The organism is Chitinimonas arctica (assembly GCF_007431345.1).
Lineage (GTDB): Bacteria > Pseudomonadota > Gammaproteobacteria > Burkholderiales > Chitinimonadaceae > Chitinimonas > Chitinimonas arctica.
The window spans coordinates 2,959,396-2,973,328 of sequence record NZ_CP041730.1 but is presented as its reverse complement, the minus strand read 5'-3'; the positions used below and the strand labels follow the sequence as shown (position 1 = coordinate 2,973,328).

Here is a 13,933-nt window from a genome sequence, read left to right as displayed (position 1 = left end):
GATGGCATTCATCCTGGTCAGCAACGCAGCGCCCGGCACTCCCCGCAGGGAGGCAGGAGTAGTACGCACCGTACGGAGCAACGACTCCGCGCAGCCGGGCGTTAACCATTGCACTGTAGGAGCAGTATTGAAACTGCTCCTTGTCGTATATCGATTCAGGCAAAGACCGTATTTCACGCGTTGCGCGTCCCAGGCAATCTCGTGGGATGTTCGATCACGACGCTGCCTACAAATCCATGTTCTCCATTCCGCGCGCGGTAGAAGATCTGCTGCGCGAGTTTATCGACGAGGAATGGAAAGAAAAGTTGGATTTCTCCACTCTGGAGCAAATCAACGGCAGCTTTGTCACCGAACGCTGGCGTCGGCAGATGACCGATGTGGTATGGAAGGTGCGGCTGGCCGACCAGGAACTCTACATCTGCCTGCTGGTGGAATTTCAATCCAGGATCGATCCCACCATGGCGCTGAGGGTGGCCAGCTATGTGCTGCAGTTGTATCTGGACCTGAGCAAGGATCCGAAGCGCCTGCCATTGACGCCCAGCGGCAAGCTGCCGCCCATCCTGCCCATCGTTATGTACAACGGCGCGCCGCGATGGAGTGCACCGCTGGAACTGGACGAACTGATCGAAGCCGGGCCCGGCAAGCTACCTGATTTCCGGCCTCATATGCGTTATATGCTATTGGACCAGGGTGCCTTTCAGGAGCAAGATTTGCATGGCTTGGAGAATGTGGTGGCGGACATGTTCCGACTGGAAAATGCCGACAACCCGGCAGTCGGGCGCAGGGTAATACGCAGCTTGAAGCGATATTTGGCGGCACCGGAGCATGAAGGGCTGAGGCAGGCCTTGAAGGATTGGATCACCAAAATATTGATACCTTCCAAGTTTCCGCAATTGGACTGGCCGCCGGCTCATTTGGACGAGATAAGTGATTTGCAAGGAGTTGAAGCGATGATGACGAACAAGATGGACCTCTGGGCCGAGGAGTTTGTAAAAAAGGGCGAAGCAAGAGGCGAAGCAAAGGGCGAAGCAAAGGGCGAAGCAAAGGGCCAAGCCAAAATGCTGCGCCGTCAACTCAAGCACAAATTCGACCCACTACCGGATTGGGTAGAGGAGCGGCTAAGTGGCGCGACATCCGAGCAACTGGAAAGCTGGAGTGACCAATGTTGGTTGGCCCGTAGCATCGATGAAGTGTTCGTGCAGGTTTGATCGAAGCAATACCTTCAAAACGTGCACATACCGGGGTTTCTTCAAGCGCCCTCCCCCTCGCGCTCCATCAAGCGCCGCCCTAGCGAAGCCGGTTACAATGCCGGCTTCCTTTATTTCGCGTGTGCGCCGTGCCGAGCAGCCGCCAACTCTATCTTCGCCTGCTGAGCCAGTTCCGCCCTTACGGCTGGGCGGCCGTCTTTACCATGCTGGCAATCGGCATCGCCGCCGGCACCGATGTGATGCTGGTGGCGCAGCTGCAGACCGTCGTCGATGCACTGGGGACGAACGCCGCAGCCGATAAGGGCAGCGCAGGCCTGCTGGGTTCGGTGCGCGGCCTGCTCGGTTCGCTGCCGCTGCTGACGCCCGGACAATCCGCCCTGTGGGCGATCCCGGCCATCATCTTCGGCCTGGCGGTGATCCGCATGCTGGCCAGTTTCTGCGGCGAATATGGTGCGGCCTGGCTGAACAGCCGGGTCCAGACCGACCTGCGCGACCGCTTGTTCGACCGCATCCTGCAACTGCCCAATCGCTATTTCGATCACAACTCGACCGGCACCACCCTGTCCCGGGTGGCTTTCGATGCCAGCCAGGTATCGCAGGCGGGCCTCAACGTGCTCAATGTGATGGTGCGCGATAGCGTGGCGACCGTGGGCTACCTGATCACCTTGTTCGCGACCGATTGGCAGCTGGCGCTGTTCTGCCTGGGACTACTGCCGCTGGTCGGCCTGATCGTCACCTTCGCCGGCCGCCGCCTGCGCCAACTAAGCCAGAGCGGGCAGGCGGCCATGGGTGAGCTGACCAGCGTGCTGGACGAAAGCATAGGCGGCCAGCGGGTCGTCAAGATCTTCGGCGGCCAACGGTACGAGGCCGCGCGTTTCCGCCGGGTCACCAAGTTGACGCGCCATCTGATGGTGAAGCAAGCCGCCACCTCGGCCCTCAATTCCGGCCTGATCATGCTGCTGATCGGTGCGACGCTGGCGGCGGTCATCTATTTCGCGCTGCTGCGCGCCCAGGTGGGCGCACTGTCGCCGGGCGCCTTCGTGGCCTTTATGGGTTCGCTGATCGCCATGCAAGGTCCGATCAAGAACCTGACCAAGCTCAACGAGCCACTGCAGCGCGGCCTGGCCGCCGCCGAATCGGTATTCGGCCTGCAAGACCAGCCGGCGGAAACGGACGAAGGCAGCCAAACGCTAGCCCGTGCCAGTGGCCGTATCAGCCTGCAGTCGGTCGGCTTCCGCTATGCCGCGGAACCCGGCGATGAAAAGCTGGCGCTGGATGATATCTGCCTCGACATCGAGCCCGGCGAAACGATTGCCCTGGTCGGCAGTTCCGGCAGCGGCAAGACCACGCTGGCGGCCCTGCTGCCACGCTTTTATGAACTGGGTAGCGGGCGCATCCTGCTGGACGGCGTGGACCTGCGCGAATATCGCCTGGCCGATCTGCGCCGCCAGATCGCCCTGGTCAGCCAGGACGTGGTGCTGTTCAACGATACCTTGGCGGCCAATATCGCCTATGGCGATCCACAACCCGATCTGGCGCGGGTGATCGCGGCGGCGCGGGCAGCCTACGCCAATGAATTCATCGAGCATTTGCCGGAGGCGTACCAGAGCCGCATCGGCGAAAACGGCACCCGGCTATCGGGCGGGCAACGCCAGCGGCTGGCCATCGCGCGGGCACTCTACAAGGATGCGCCCATCCTTATCCTGGACGAAGCCACCAGCGCCCTCGACAATCAATCGGAGCGCAAGGTACAAGCCGCGCTGGATGTGCTGATGCAAAACCGCACCACCCTGGTCATCGCTCACCGGCTCAGCACCATCGAGAAAGCCGATCGCATCGTCGCCATGCAGGCCGGCCGCATTGCCGAAGTCGGCAGCCATGCCGAATTGTTGGCACGCGACGGGGTCTATGCACGGCTGTATCGCCAACAAAGGGACGAGGCATGAAGGTCGAAGCCAGCCAGATTCGTCCGGCCGCCATTCGCCGCGTGCTGGTCACCAAACTGCGCCACCATGGCGACGTGCTGCTGACCACGCCGGTGCTGGCCAGCCTGAAGCGGCAGCTGCCCTGGGCCGAAATCGATGCGCTGATCTATCACGAAACGCGCGACATGCTGGCCGACAACCCCTACCTCGACCAACTGCACACCATCCAGCGGACCCGTGCGGTGGGCGGCACCTGGGCGAAGCTGCGGCATGAATTGAGTCTTTTCCGCACCCTGCGGTCCCGCCGCTACGATCTGGTCCTGCACCTGACCGAGCACAACCGGGGCGCCACGCTGGTACGGGCCTTGAAACCCCGCTGGTCGGTCAGCCTGGACGGTCCCTGGCATGGTTTCTTCAAACGCAGCTTCAGCCATCTCTATCTGCCCTTGTGGGGCAACCGTCGCCACACGGTCGAAATGAACCTGGATGCCTTGCGCGTCATCGGGCTCTATCCCGACGAAGCCGACAAGCATCTCAGCCTGATTCCCGGCGAGGCCGCCACCCATCGCTGCCGCGCGGAATTGGCGGCGGCGGGACTGGCGCCGCAAGGCTATCTGCTGCTGCATCCGGGTTCCCGCTGGGCCTACAAGGTCTGGCCGGCGGAACGCATGGCCGACTTGATCGGCCGCCTGCTGGCCGCCGGTCATAAGATCGTCCTGACCGGCTCGCCGGACCAGGCGGAGCGGGAAATGGCCGATACGATCCTGGCCCAGCTGGGCGCAGGGCGCGAGCAGGTCCTGAACCGGGTCGGCCAGTTGAACCTGCGCGAGTTGGCCGCCTATATCGCCGACGCGCGCATGCTGATCGGCGTGGACTCGGTGCCCATGCATATGGCCGCCGCCCTGGATACGCCCATCGTGGCGCTATTCGGCCCTTCCAACCCGGTGGAGTGGGGACCGTGGCGCGTACCCCATCGACTTGTCAGCGCCGCCCTGCCCTGCCTGCCCTGCGGCATGAAAGGCTGCGGCAATTCCGGCTATAGCGAATGTCTGGCCAATCTGCCGGCCGACACGGTCATGGCGGCAGTGCAAGATCTGTTACGCGCTACGGAGAATGGTTGAATGTGCGGTATCGCGGGGTTTATCGGTAAGCGTCCCATTTCAGCGCAAGCACGCGCCAGCATGCTGGCCGCACTGCGCCAGCGTGGACCGGACAGCCAGCATGAGCGGGCCTGGCATGCCGACGGCAGCGAGGTCGATGCCGGCGAGGCCGCCTGCAGCGCGCTGCTGCACGCCCGCCTTGCCATCATGGACCCCAGGCCGCAGGCGGACCAGCCCATGGTCAGCGAAGGGGGCGACATCTGGCTTTGCTACAACGGCGAAGTCTACGGCTGGCAGGACGATGCAGCCGTGCTCCAGCGCGGCGGCGCGGTATTCCACACCCATTCCGACACGGAATTCATCCTGCGGGCCTATGAAGCCTGGGGTCTGGAAGGGATGTTGCCGCGCTTGCGCGGCATGTTCGCACTGGCCATCCTCGACCGCCGCCTGGGTAAGCTCTACCTGGTCCGCGACCGGATGGGCGAAAAGCCGCTGGTCTATGCCCGCCGGCCGGATGGGGTGGCCTTTGGTTCCACCGTCCGCAGCGTCTTGCCATGGCTGCCCGCCGACGCACGCGGATTCGATCCGGCCGCCATCGACGCCTATCTGGCCCATCGCTATATTCCCGCTCCGCGCACGATATTCAGCGCCATCGAGCGTTTGGAAAACGGCCACTACCTGGAAATCGACCTGCTCAATCACGATCTGCGCAAGCATCGCTACTGGCAGCCTGCCGCCCAAGGCGACTGCACGGCCGCGGAGGCCTTGGGCGAATTAGCCAAGGCGGTTGAATTGCGCACGGTGGCCGACCGGCCGCTGGGGGTGTTTCTATCCGGCGGCATCGACTCCAGCTGCGTGGCCAGCCTGCTGGCGGCCAGCGGCCATGGCGAACTGAATACGTTTACCGCCGCTTTTCCCGGCACGCCCTTCGACGAAAGTGCCGATGCCGCCGAGATTGCCGCCTGCCTGGGCTTACGTAACCAGCCGCTTGCCATCCCCAGCCGAATCGGCGAGCAATTCGCCCGCATCGTGGCCGACCTGGACGAACCTTTCGCCGACCCCTCCAGCTTCCCCACCTGGTATCTGGCCCAAGCCACGGTCCGACACGTCACCGTGGTGCTGGGCGGAGACGGTGGCGATGAGCTGCTGGCCGGCTACAAACGCCACCCCAAGCATCTGAAAAGTGCCTGGCGCGGCAAGCTACGCCTACCGCTGCAAGGCGGCAGCAGCTTGCGAGGCAAGGGCTGGGCCAAGGTAGCCGACGAATTGGGCATGGATTGGCAGCAGAGCTACAGCCTGCGCTTTTCCGGTTTCGGCCCGTCCCAGCGTCGTTTTCTGTGCGGTGGCGCAGCGCTTCGCCAAAACGTCTGGTGGCGCGCACCGGACTCGGACGAAAGCCGGCCCCTGCAGCAACTGCTGGCCATCGATTTCGCCAATACCCTGCCGGAGTACATCCTCCGCAAGGGCGATCTTTGCACGATGGCGCATGGCCTCGAATTGCGCGCGCCCCTGCTGGACCACGTCTGGCTGGAAAAACTCCTGGGCGTACCCGACGCGGAGCGTTTCAGCCAGCCGGCCAAGCGCATGCTGGCGGCCAGCATGCCGCAGCTGGCACCGCTGGCCCTGTTCCAACGCAAGAAGCGTGGATTCAATCCGCCCCTGCAAGCCTCCTTGAACGATCTGGCCGATAGGCTGGACGGATTGGGCGAACGCCTGGCCGCCTTGACCGATCACTTGCTGGCCGAAGCGCCGGTACAAGCTTTCGCCGACGCCTATCGCCAGGGCGACGGCGCCCTGGCCGAACAACTGCTGCAATTGCTGGTACTGGACGAAAGCCTGGCCCAGCTGGCGACCCTGCGGGCCACGCCATGATCCAGGTCAGCGTGATCGTCCCGGTCTACAACGCGGCACCGTTCCTGCCGCTGCTGTTCAAGGCACTGCAACAGCAGAGCCTGGCGGATATCGAATTCGTGCTGGTCGACAATGGCTCCACCGACCAATCGGCGGCCTTGATCGCCGCCTTCGCCGCCGGCGAGCCGCGCGCCCGCGCCTTCAGCAACCGCCAGGTTTGCGGCGCCGCCGCCGCCCGGAATACCGGTATCGCCGCCGCCCGCGGCGAATGGTTGGGTTTTGTCGATGCCGACGACTGGATCGCACCGCAGATGTATGAACGGCTGCAGACATTCGCCCAGGCGGGACAGCTGGACGTGGCGTATTGCAATGCGGCCTGTTTCAAGGACCAACCGGGCGACGACACTGGCACCATGCTGCGGCGGCCGAAGCCGGCCGGCATCCTGTCCGGCCGCGATTGGCTGGTCGCTTGCCACCAGGGTGGCGAGCAGATTGCGTCGGCCGCGGTATCGCTGGTGCGGCGGTCGGTGGTACTTGAGCACGATCTGCGCTGGCCCGAGGGTTGCGCGGTGGACGACGAAATCTGGACCGCCGAATTGCTGCTGCGTGCCCGGCGCGTCGCCTTTCTCGATGCGGCCTTGTACGGCTATCGCAGCAATCCCGGCTCGGCCAGCCGGAGTATCGAGCCGCAACGGGTGCAATGGCGTATCCAGGGCTTCCGCCGGGTGGCCGAAACCCTGTGGCACTTGGCCGAGCCTGAAAGCCCACCCGTGCGCAGTGCGCTCAATGCCATCGCCGACCGCAATGGTCTCGCCGCCCTGGGCGCGCTTAAGCAGTTGGCCGACAGCCCCCTCCGCCGCGCTACTTTCGCCCAGCTGCGGGAAGGCGGCTTTGTGCAGCAGCTACGCCGGCGCAATGGCGGACTCAAGCTTTGGCGGCGCTTGCTGAAGGAACAAATCAACTGCCTGATGGCAGGACGCTAGCCATGTCCGGTACGCCATGCCTCAGTGTCGTCATTCCTGTCCACCAGGCCGCCCCGTTCCTGCCGGCGCTGTGGGCGGCGCTAAGCAGGCAGACACTGGACGATATCGAATTCATCTTCGTCGATGATGGCTCGCGCGACGATGGCTACGCTTGGCTGCAAACGCACACCCGCGACGACCCGCGTGTCACCTTGCTGCGCCACGAGCACGCGCTGGGCGTCTCGGCGGCGCGCAATTCCGGCGTCGATCAGGCCCGGGGCCGCTATCTGGGCTTTTGCGATGCGGACGACTTGCCGGGCCCGCAACATTACGCCTTGCTGGTATCCCTGGCCGAATCGCAGTCGCTGGATATCGCCATCGGCAATGGCCAGCTGTTCAATCGTGAAATAGGCGATCTGGATGAGACCATCGTCGGACTGCCTAAACCCGTTCAAGCGGTGGAAGGCGCCGCCTGGCTGGCGCACTGCCATGCGCAGCGCGAATGGGTTTACGCGGTGTTCCTGGTGGTGTTGCGGCGTGACTGGGCCGCGCCGCTGGCGATCTCCTTCCCACCCGGCATGGTGCATGAAGATGTGGTGTGGATAAACCGCTTGCTGCTGGCGGCCAGACGGGTGGCGCACTGCCCCGCCGCCAGCTACCACTATCGGCAGAACCCGCTTTCCATCATGCGCAATCCCTCCGAAAGCGCGCGGCTGCAACGTATCGCCGGCCACCTGGCGGCGGTGCGTGCGCTACGGGACATGGCCGAGTCGGCCCAGGCCGCCGCCGCACCGTCGCTGCTTTGCCAGGCCCATGTCGAACTGAACAAGGCCCTGGGCCTGCTCAAGGAACTCCCCCCTGCGGCGCGGCGCCAAGCAGCGCGCACCTTGGTGGACGGCGCCCTGCTGCGCTGGTTCTGGCGAACCGGCCGGCGCGCATCCTGGCGCCGCCGCATCGTACAAACCTGGCTGCGCCGCTGGCTTCCGATCTGAGGGCCGGCCGGACGAAATGCGTTTACCCACCCTCCCCTCCCACTGGCTGGTCACGCTGATCGGGATGCTGGCCGGTTTGGCAACCGCCAGCTTTATTGCCATGCCGACGCTTTCGGCCCAGGCGATCCGCCTATTGACCATCCTGACCGTGTTGACCGTGCCCTTATATTGGCGCGCCCGCCGAACATTGTTTGAACGCGACGACATACTGCCGGCGCTGGGACTATTGAGTTGGGCCGCCTATCTACTGCTGTCGGCCGCACTGCGGGGCGAGCCGGATACCGGCCTCAGCTTCGCCAGACAGTGCCTGTGGGCCTTGGCCCTGCTTGCCTTATTGCGCTGGCGGCGGCCCGATCCGAACTGGCTATGGGGCGGACTGGCCCTGGCAGCCGTGGGGGCCGGCGCCTGGGCCTTCTGGCAAGTATTCGCCGACGGCCTGGACCGGGCGGAAGGCCGCTGGTATCCCATCATTTTCGGCAATATGGCGCTGATCGCCGGTTGCCTACCCCTGCTTGCCTGGCGACTGGGTGCGCTTGCGCCCGGTTGGCGCGCGTTGGCGTGGCTGGGCGCGGGCGGCGGCGTAGCGGCTTCCCAGTTGAGCGGCTCGCGCGGGGGCTGGCTGGCCTTGCTGCTGCTCGGACCGCTTTGGCTGCTGCGCTTGCAGTCCAACCGGCGTGAACGGGCCAAGGCATTGCTCGTCTTTACCTTGCTGGTCGGGACCGTCGGCTTGCTGGGCATGAATAGGCTGAGCAGCGTGATCGACGATCTGAATGCCTATCGGGAAGGCAGCCTGGCTACCTCGCTGGGGGGACGGTTCGCCCTCTGGCGCCTGGCCGGGCAGATGGCCCTGGAACGGCCATTGACCGGTTATGGTCCGGCCGGCTTTCATCCGCGCGTACTGGCCGAAGCCCAGGCCGGTCGGCTACCGAGCTTTGCCGCCGAACTGACCCATGCCCATAACGATGCATTGCATGTGCTTGCTACCGGCGGCGTGATCGGCCTGGCCGCCCTACTGCTGTTCTTTGCCCTCCCTGCCTGGTACTTCTGGCGGCGCCGGCATCTTCCGCACGCCAGCCTGGCGCTGACCCTGCTGGCCGCCCTGGCGATCTGCGGCCTGAGCGAAGCCATGCTGCTGCAACAACCGATCGCCAGATTGCTGCCGTTTTTATTGGCGGCATTCTGGGCCGCCAGCGGTCCACGCCTCGGCGCATCCCTTCCACTTTCCCGGCGGTCTCCCAGCCAATGAGTAATTTCCTGTTTTGCGAGAGCTCCCCCAACCTGGGCGGCCAGGAACTCCAGATCCTGCTGCAGATGCAGGCCTTGACCCAGGCAGGCCATCGCGTTTTGCTAGCTTGCAAGGCCAGTAGCCGCATCGCCGCCGAAGCCGAGCGGAATCGCTTGCCCTGGCAGGCAGTGGGCTTCCGCAATAGCCTGCACTTCCCCAGCATCGCGGCGCTACGCAGCCTGATGCACCGCCACGCCATCGATATCGCCCTGTGCCACAGCGGCCATGACGCCAATAACCTGGCCATGGCGGCGCGCCTGGCATCCAGGCGGCCGCGCCTGATCCGGGCCCGCACCTACCAGCCCGGCCTGCCCAAGGCGATCAGCTACAACCGCCTGGTTGACCGCACCCTGGTGCCGAGCGAATACCTTCGCACGCGTATTCTCGCCAACCCCGCTATCCGACCCGAGCGTGTAGCGGTGCTGCGCCCCCTGCTTGACCTGGCCGCCATCCACCGGCAAGCGGAGCAGGCCTTGCCATCCGAACTGGCCGAAGTACTGGCCGACGCCGGGCCGGTCATCGTCCAGGCCGCCATGCTGCGCCCCGAGAAAGGACACCGCGTCGTCCTGGCTGCACTGCCGGCGCTCTGCCGCCAATATCCGCGCCTGAAGCTGGTCCTGGCCGGCGCCGGTCCGGAGGAACGCGTCTTGCGCGAACAGGTGGCGGCCCTGGGCCTGGACGGCCATGTCCATTTCGCCGGGCTGTTGGTGCCGGTCTATCCGCTCCTGGCGCGCGCCGACCTGGTGATCATGCCCTCCCTGGAAGAACCGCTGGGGCTGTCCCAGCTGGAGGCCTTGGCGCTGGGAGTACCGGTCGCGGTCTCGAATACCGGAGGTCTACCGGAAACGGTGACGGCGAACGAAACCGGCTGGCTGATTGCCGCCGGCGAGGTGGATGCCTGGCGCGACGGCCTGGCCGACGCCCTGGCTGACCCGGCTCGCGGCAAGGCCTATGCCGCCCGGGGCCGCCGGTTTGTCGAGGAACATTATTCCGCCAGTGCGCATATCGAAGCCTTGATGGCGCAGATTGCACTGGCCTGAAGCATTGCGACCAGCGCGGTTAATCGCCAACGGTTCTATATTGGCGCTCGGCCTTTCACGTTAAACTCACCGGCCCTACCTCGACGCCCAGATAGCATGAACCACGATCCGCATTCCGTCGGAATTGTCAGCCCGCAGTGCGCCGAGTTCGACGAACCCCTGCCCTTGCAAAGCGGCGCGTCGCTCCCCTCCTATCGGTTGATGTACGAGACCTACGGTACATTGAACGCTGACCGTTCCAATGCCGTGCTGATCTGCCACGCCCTGTCCGGCAATCACCATGTGGCCGGCCGCCACCATGCCGACGACAAGTATCCGGGCTGGTGGGACACCATGATCGGACCGGGCAAGCCCATCGACACCAGTCGCTTCTTCGTGGTGGGGATCAATAACCTGGGCGGCTGCCATGGCTCGACCGGGCCGATGAGCCTCAACCCCGCCACCGGCAAACCGTGGGGCGCCGCTTTTCCGGTGGTGGTGGTCAATGACTGGGTGCATGCGCAAGCCTGCCTTGCCGACAGGCTGGGGATAGAGAAATGGGCAGCGGTGATAGGCGGCAGCCTGGGCGGCATGCAAGCGCTACGCTGGACGGTGACCTTCCCGCAGCGGGTAAGGCACTGCCTGACCATTGCCTCGGCGCCCAAGTTGACCGCCCAGAATATCGCTTTCAATGATGTTGCCCGCACCGCCATCCTGGCCGACCCGGACTTCCACGGCGGCGATTACTACCAGCATGGCGTCGCACCCAAGCGCGGCTTGAAGCTGGCGCGGATGCTGGGGCATATCACTTATCTGTCCGACGAGGGCCTGGGCGGTAAATTCGGTCGCCAGCTCAAATCGGATGGCTATCAATTCGGCTACGGCAGCGAGTTCGAGATAGAAAGCTACCTACGCTACCAGGGCGATCGCTTTGCCGATGTGTTCGATGCCAATACCTATCTGCTGATGACCAAAGCGCTCGATTACTTCGATCCGGCCCGCCATTTCGGCGGCAGCCTGCCGGCGGCACTGGCCGCCACCGCCGCCAAGTTCCTGGTGGTCGCCTTTACCACCGACTGGCGTTTTTCGCCGGAGCGTTCCAAGGAAACCGTACAGGCCCTGCTCGATGCCAAAAAATCGGTCAGCTATGCCGAGATCGAATCGGTGCATGGCCACGATGCCTTCCTGATGACCGACCCTTCCTATATGCAGCTGATGGATGCCTATCTCCGGCGCGTGGCCGACGAGGTGGGCGCATGACCGCCCCCTTGCGTCCCGACCTTGCCCGCATCGCGGGCTGGATCGCCGCGGGCAGCCGCGTGCTCGACCTTGGCTGCGCCGACGGCGAACTGCTGGCCCATCTGCGCGAGACCAAGCAGGTCAGCGGTTATGGCGTGGAGATCGACATGGCCGGCGTGATCGGCTGCGTCTCGCGCGGTGTCAACGTGATCCAGCGCGACCTGGAGTCGGGGCTGGCCGGTTTCGAGGCCGGCAGTTTCGACTACGTGGTCCTGTCGCTGACCATCCAATCGATGAAAAACGTGGAAGCCATCATCGATGAAATGCTGCGGGTAGGTCGAACCGGCATCGTCACCTTCCCCAATTTCGGCTACTGGGAAAATCGCTGGCAGTTGCTCAAGGGCGGCATGCCCGTCTCCGAGACCATTCCCTACCAGTGGTACAACACACCGAATATCCATCTCTGCACCTTGAACGACTTCGATGAGCTGCTGACCCGCCACGGTGCGCGTATCAATAGTCAGATCGTGATGCACAAGGGCCGCCGCATCACCTTCCTGCCGAACCTGCTGGGCAGCCTGGCCCTGGTGCGTTTTGAGAGCCTGGCCAAAACCGCGCCGACAGCCGCCGAATGAACGACTTCGCCGCGCAACTGCCCCACACGATCGACACGCTGGCCGAACAGGGCTGGGTGGTGCTGGACGATTTCCTGACCGAGCAGGAAGTCGCCGCCCTGTTGGCGGAAGGCCAAGGCCGCCAGGCGGCGGGGGAATTCCACCAGGCCCGGGTCGGCCGGGCCGAAGGGCGCAGCGTGCGCACGGCGGTGCGGGGCGACAATGTCCGCTGGCTGGACCCCGCCCAGCGCAGCGCCGCCAGCCAGTGCTACTGGCAAAGAATGGAAGCACTGCAGGCCGAGTTGAACCGTTCGCTATTTCTCGGTATACAGTCCGGCGAATTCCACTTCGCCCATTACCCGGTAGCTACCTTCTACAAACGCCATCTCGATCGCTTTCGCGACGACGATGCGCGCGTGATTTCGGTGGTCTGCTACCTGAATGACGATTGGCAAACCAGCCATGGCGGACAGCTGCGGCTGTGGCTGGACGAAAACGACAGCCTGGATATCGACCCGCGCGGCGGCCGGTTGGTCTTGTTCCTATCCGACCGCTTCTGGCATGAAGTGCTGCCTGCCCAGCGCGAGCGCTGGTCCTTGACCGGTTGGCTACGCCGATCGAGCGGCATTCCTTCATCCTCCTAAAAGTAAATAGAAATACATCATGCGCTTCGACAACCTCAATCTGCTGAGGGCGTTCGCCGCCCTTGCGGTCGTCGTCTATCACGTCATCGAAAAGACCCAATGGACGGCCTTTCCCATCGAAGGCCCCTTGCTGACGTTTCGCATCGGCTGGGTCGGCGTAGACCTGTTCTTTATCATCAGCGGCTTTGTCATTGCGTATAGCGCCTTGCTGCTCTACCGCAAGCAACCCACCGAATTCGCCGGCAGCTATTGGCGCCGGCGCCTGACCCGGATTCTGCCGCTCTACCTGCTGACCATGGTTTTGTGGATCGTGCTGGCCTGGCCCGACTTCTTCAAGCAGCCGGCCAGCATATGGGCCTGGCACCTGTTTACCCACCTGGCCTTTATCCACAGCTTCTGGACGGACACCCACGGCTCGATCGACGGCGCCAACTGGAGCCTGGCACTGGAAATGCAGTTCTACCTGGCCGTGGCGCTGCTGATCCGCTGGATAGACCGCACGCCCGGCTGGCGCATCTGGCTCTATTGCACCCTGATTGCCTGGGCCTGGCGCGCCTGCATGCTGGTGCTGTATGGCAACGGCGAGGTCTTCCCCTTGTTCGCCCATGTCACCCAGCTACCCGGCACATTGGATGAGTTTGGCGCGGGCATTTTCCTGGCCAAGTGGGTATTGGAAAAACGCGCGCGCAACCCTTGGCAGGGGCTCCTGTGGGCAGCCGCCGCCTGCGTCGTGGGTTACTACTGCATGGGGCACCTCTGGTCGCAAGACTATTGGGTCGCGCCGCATATGGTCGTGCTGTGGCGTACCAGCCTCGCTGTTTTCCTGGTCTGCGTGCTGGCCGCGGCGATCGAGTTGCCGCAGCTGGTCAGCGGCAAATGGCTGCAGCCAGTCAACTACCTGGGGGAGATCAGCTATGGCATCTATCTATGGCACTTGTTCGCCATTGGCTTCGCCACCTCGATTACCGGCATCGCCCCCGCCCAGGTCTTGATCGTAACGCTGGCCCTGACCTTGCTGGCAGCGGCCTGTTCTTGGCACTACTTTGAAAAGCCGCTGATGAATACGGTGAAACGCTAGGGCAGCGCCAACCTGG

At 64.0% G+C, this 13,933-nt stretch carries 12 protein-coding genes; all 12 read left to right on the top strand.

The genetic code is table 11. From position 1 onward, the window contains the following. Positions 1 to 206: 206 nt before the first annotated feature. The 12 genes from FNU76_RS13370 (at position 207) to FNU76_RS13315 (ending at position 13,917) form a co-directional block, all read left to right on the top strand. Entirely contained in the window at positions 207 to 1,208 is a 1,002-nt protein-coding gene (locus FNU76_RS13370) for an Rpn family recombination-promoting nuclease/putative transposase (RefSeq protein WP_144278667.1), read from the top strand. 128 nt (positions 1,209 to 1,336) lie between these two features. Then, the gene (gene msbA, locus FNU76_RS13365) at positions 1,337 to 3,154 is read left to right on the top strand and encodes a lipid A export permease/ATP-binding protein MsbA (protein ID WP_144278666.1); all 1,818 of its coding nucleotides are present in this window, start codon (positions 1,337 to 1,339) and stop codon (positions 3,152 to 3,154) included. Then, positions 3,151 to 4,254, top strand: coding sequence for a putative lipopolysaccharide heptosyltransferase III (gene rfaQ / locus FNU76_RS13360; RefSeq protein WP_144278665.1), 1,104 nt, complete (start codon positions 3,151 to 3,153; stop codon positions 4,252 to 4,254). The genes msbA and rfaQ overlap by 4 nt, the downstream gene beginning before the upstream one ends. After that, positions 4,255 to 6,105 (top strand): asparagine synthase (glutamine-hydrolyzing), encoded by a 1,851-nt coding sequence (asnB, locus tag FNU76_RS13355; protein WP_144278664.1) that lies wholly within the window; start codon positions 4,255 to 4,257, stop codon positions 6,103 to 6,105. Next, on the top strand, positions 6,102 to 7,067 hold the full coding sequence (locus tag FNU76_RS13350) for a glycosyltransferase (protein ID WP_144278663.1): 966 nt from the start codon (positions 6,102 to 6,104) through the stop codon (positions 7,065 to 7,067). Before asnB ends, FNU76_RS13350 begins: the two co-directional genes overlap by 4 nt. A gap of 2 nt (positions 7,068 to 7,069) precedes the next feature. After that, complete coding sequence (locus tag FNU76_RS13345) at positions 7,070 to 8,038, top strand: glycosyltransferase (RefSeq protein WP_144278662.1); 969 nt, start codon at positions 7,070 to 7,072, stop codon at positions 8,036 to 8,038. Between the two features lie 16 nt (positions 8,039 to 8,054). Beyond that, the gene (locus tag FNU76_RS13340; protein WP_144278661.1) at positions 8,055 to 9,284 is read left to right on the top strand and encodes an O-antigen ligase family protein; all 1,230 of its coding nucleotides are present in this window, start codon (positions 8,055 to 8,057) and stop codon (positions 9,282 to 9,284) included. Then, complete coding sequence (locus FNU76_RS13335) at positions 9,281 to 10,363, top strand: glycosyltransferase family 4 protein (protein WP_144278660.1); 1,083 nt, start codon at positions 9,281 to 9,283, stop codon at positions 10,361 to 10,363. The genes FNU76_RS13340 and FNU76_RS13335 overlap by 4 nt, the downstream gene beginning before the upstream one ends. Positions 10,364 to 10,459: 96 nt before the next feature. Beyond that, positions 10,460 to 11,602: a homoserine O-succinyltransferase MetX gene (gene metX, locus FNU76_RS13330; RefSeq protein WP_144278659.1), complete on the top strand. Its 1,143-nt coding sequence runs from the start codon at positions 10,460 to 10,462 to the stop codon at positions 11,600 to 11,602. Next, positions 11,599 to 12,216 carry a methionine biosynthesis protein MetW gene (gene metW / locus FNU76_RS13325; protein ID WP_144278658.1) on the top strand — a complete coding sequence of 206 codons (618 nt, stop codon included), beginning with the start codon at positions 11,599 to 11,601 and terminating at the stop codon, positions 12,214 to 12,216. Before metX ends, metW begins: the two co-directional genes overlap by 4 nt. Further along, entirely contained in the window at positions 12,213 to 12,839 is a 627-nt protein-coding gene (locus FNU76_RS13320; RefSeq protein WP_144278657.1) for a 2OG-Fe(II) oxygenase, read from the top strand. Before metW ends, FNU76_RS13320 begins: the two co-directional genes overlap by 4 nt. A gap of 19 nt (positions 12,840 to 12,858) precedes the next feature. Beyond that, entirely contained in the window at positions 12,859 to 13,917 is a 1,059-nt protein-coding gene (locus tag FNU76_RS13315) for an acyltransferase family protein (protein WP_144278656.1), read from the top strand. The last annotated feature ends 16 nt before the right edge of the window (positions 13,918 to 13,933 follow it).

What these genes read in the sequence shown, in the direction of transcription:
- FNU76_RS13370 (WP_144278667.1), top strand. Translation starts at nt 207, where the DNA reads ATGTTCGATCACGACGCTGCCTACAAATCCATGTTCTCCATTCCGCGC.
- rfaQ (WP_144278665.1), top strand. Translation starts at nt 3,151, where the DNA reads ATGAAGGTCGAAGCCAGCCAGATTCGTCCGGCCGCCATTCGCCGCGTG.
- asnB (WP_144278664.1), top strand. Translation starts at nt 4,255, where the DNA reads ATGTGCGGTATCGCGGGGTTTATCGGTAAGCGTCCCATTTCAGCGCAA.
- FNU76_RS13350 (WP_144278663.1), top strand. Translation starts at nt 6,102, where the DNA reads ATGATCCAGGTCAGCGTGATCGTCCCGGTCTACAACGCGGCACCGTTC.
- FNU76_RS13345 (WP_144278662.1), top strand. Translation starts at nt 7,070, where the DNA reads ATGTCCGGTACGCCATGCCTCAGTGTCGTCATTCCTGTCCACCAGGCC.
- FNU76_RS13340 (WP_144278661.1), top strand. Translation starts at nt 8,055, where the DNA reads ATGCGTTTACCCACCCTCCCCTCCCACTGGCTGGTCACGCTGATCGGG.
- FNU76_RS13335 (WP_144278660.1), top strand. Translation starts at nt 9,281, where the DNA reads ATGAGTAATTTCCTGTTTTGCGAGAGCTCCCCCAACCTGGGCGGCCAG.
- metX (WP_144278659.1), top strand. Translation starts at nt 10,460, where the DNA reads ATGAACCACGATCCGCATTCCGTCGGAATTGTCAGCCCGCAGTGCGCC.
- metW (WP_144278658.1), top strand. Translation starts at nt 11,599, where the DNA reads ATGACCGCCCCCTTGCGTCCCGACCTTGCCCGCATCGCGGGCTGGATC.
- FNU76_RS13320 (WP_144278657.1), top strand. Translation starts at nt 12,213, where the DNA reads ATGAACGACTTCGCCGCGCAACTGCCCCACACGATCGACACGCTGGCC.
- FNU76_RS13315 (WP_144278656.1), top strand. Translation starts at nt 12,859, where the DNA reads ATGCGCTTCGACAACCTCAATCTGCTGAGGGCGTTCGCCGCCCTTGCG.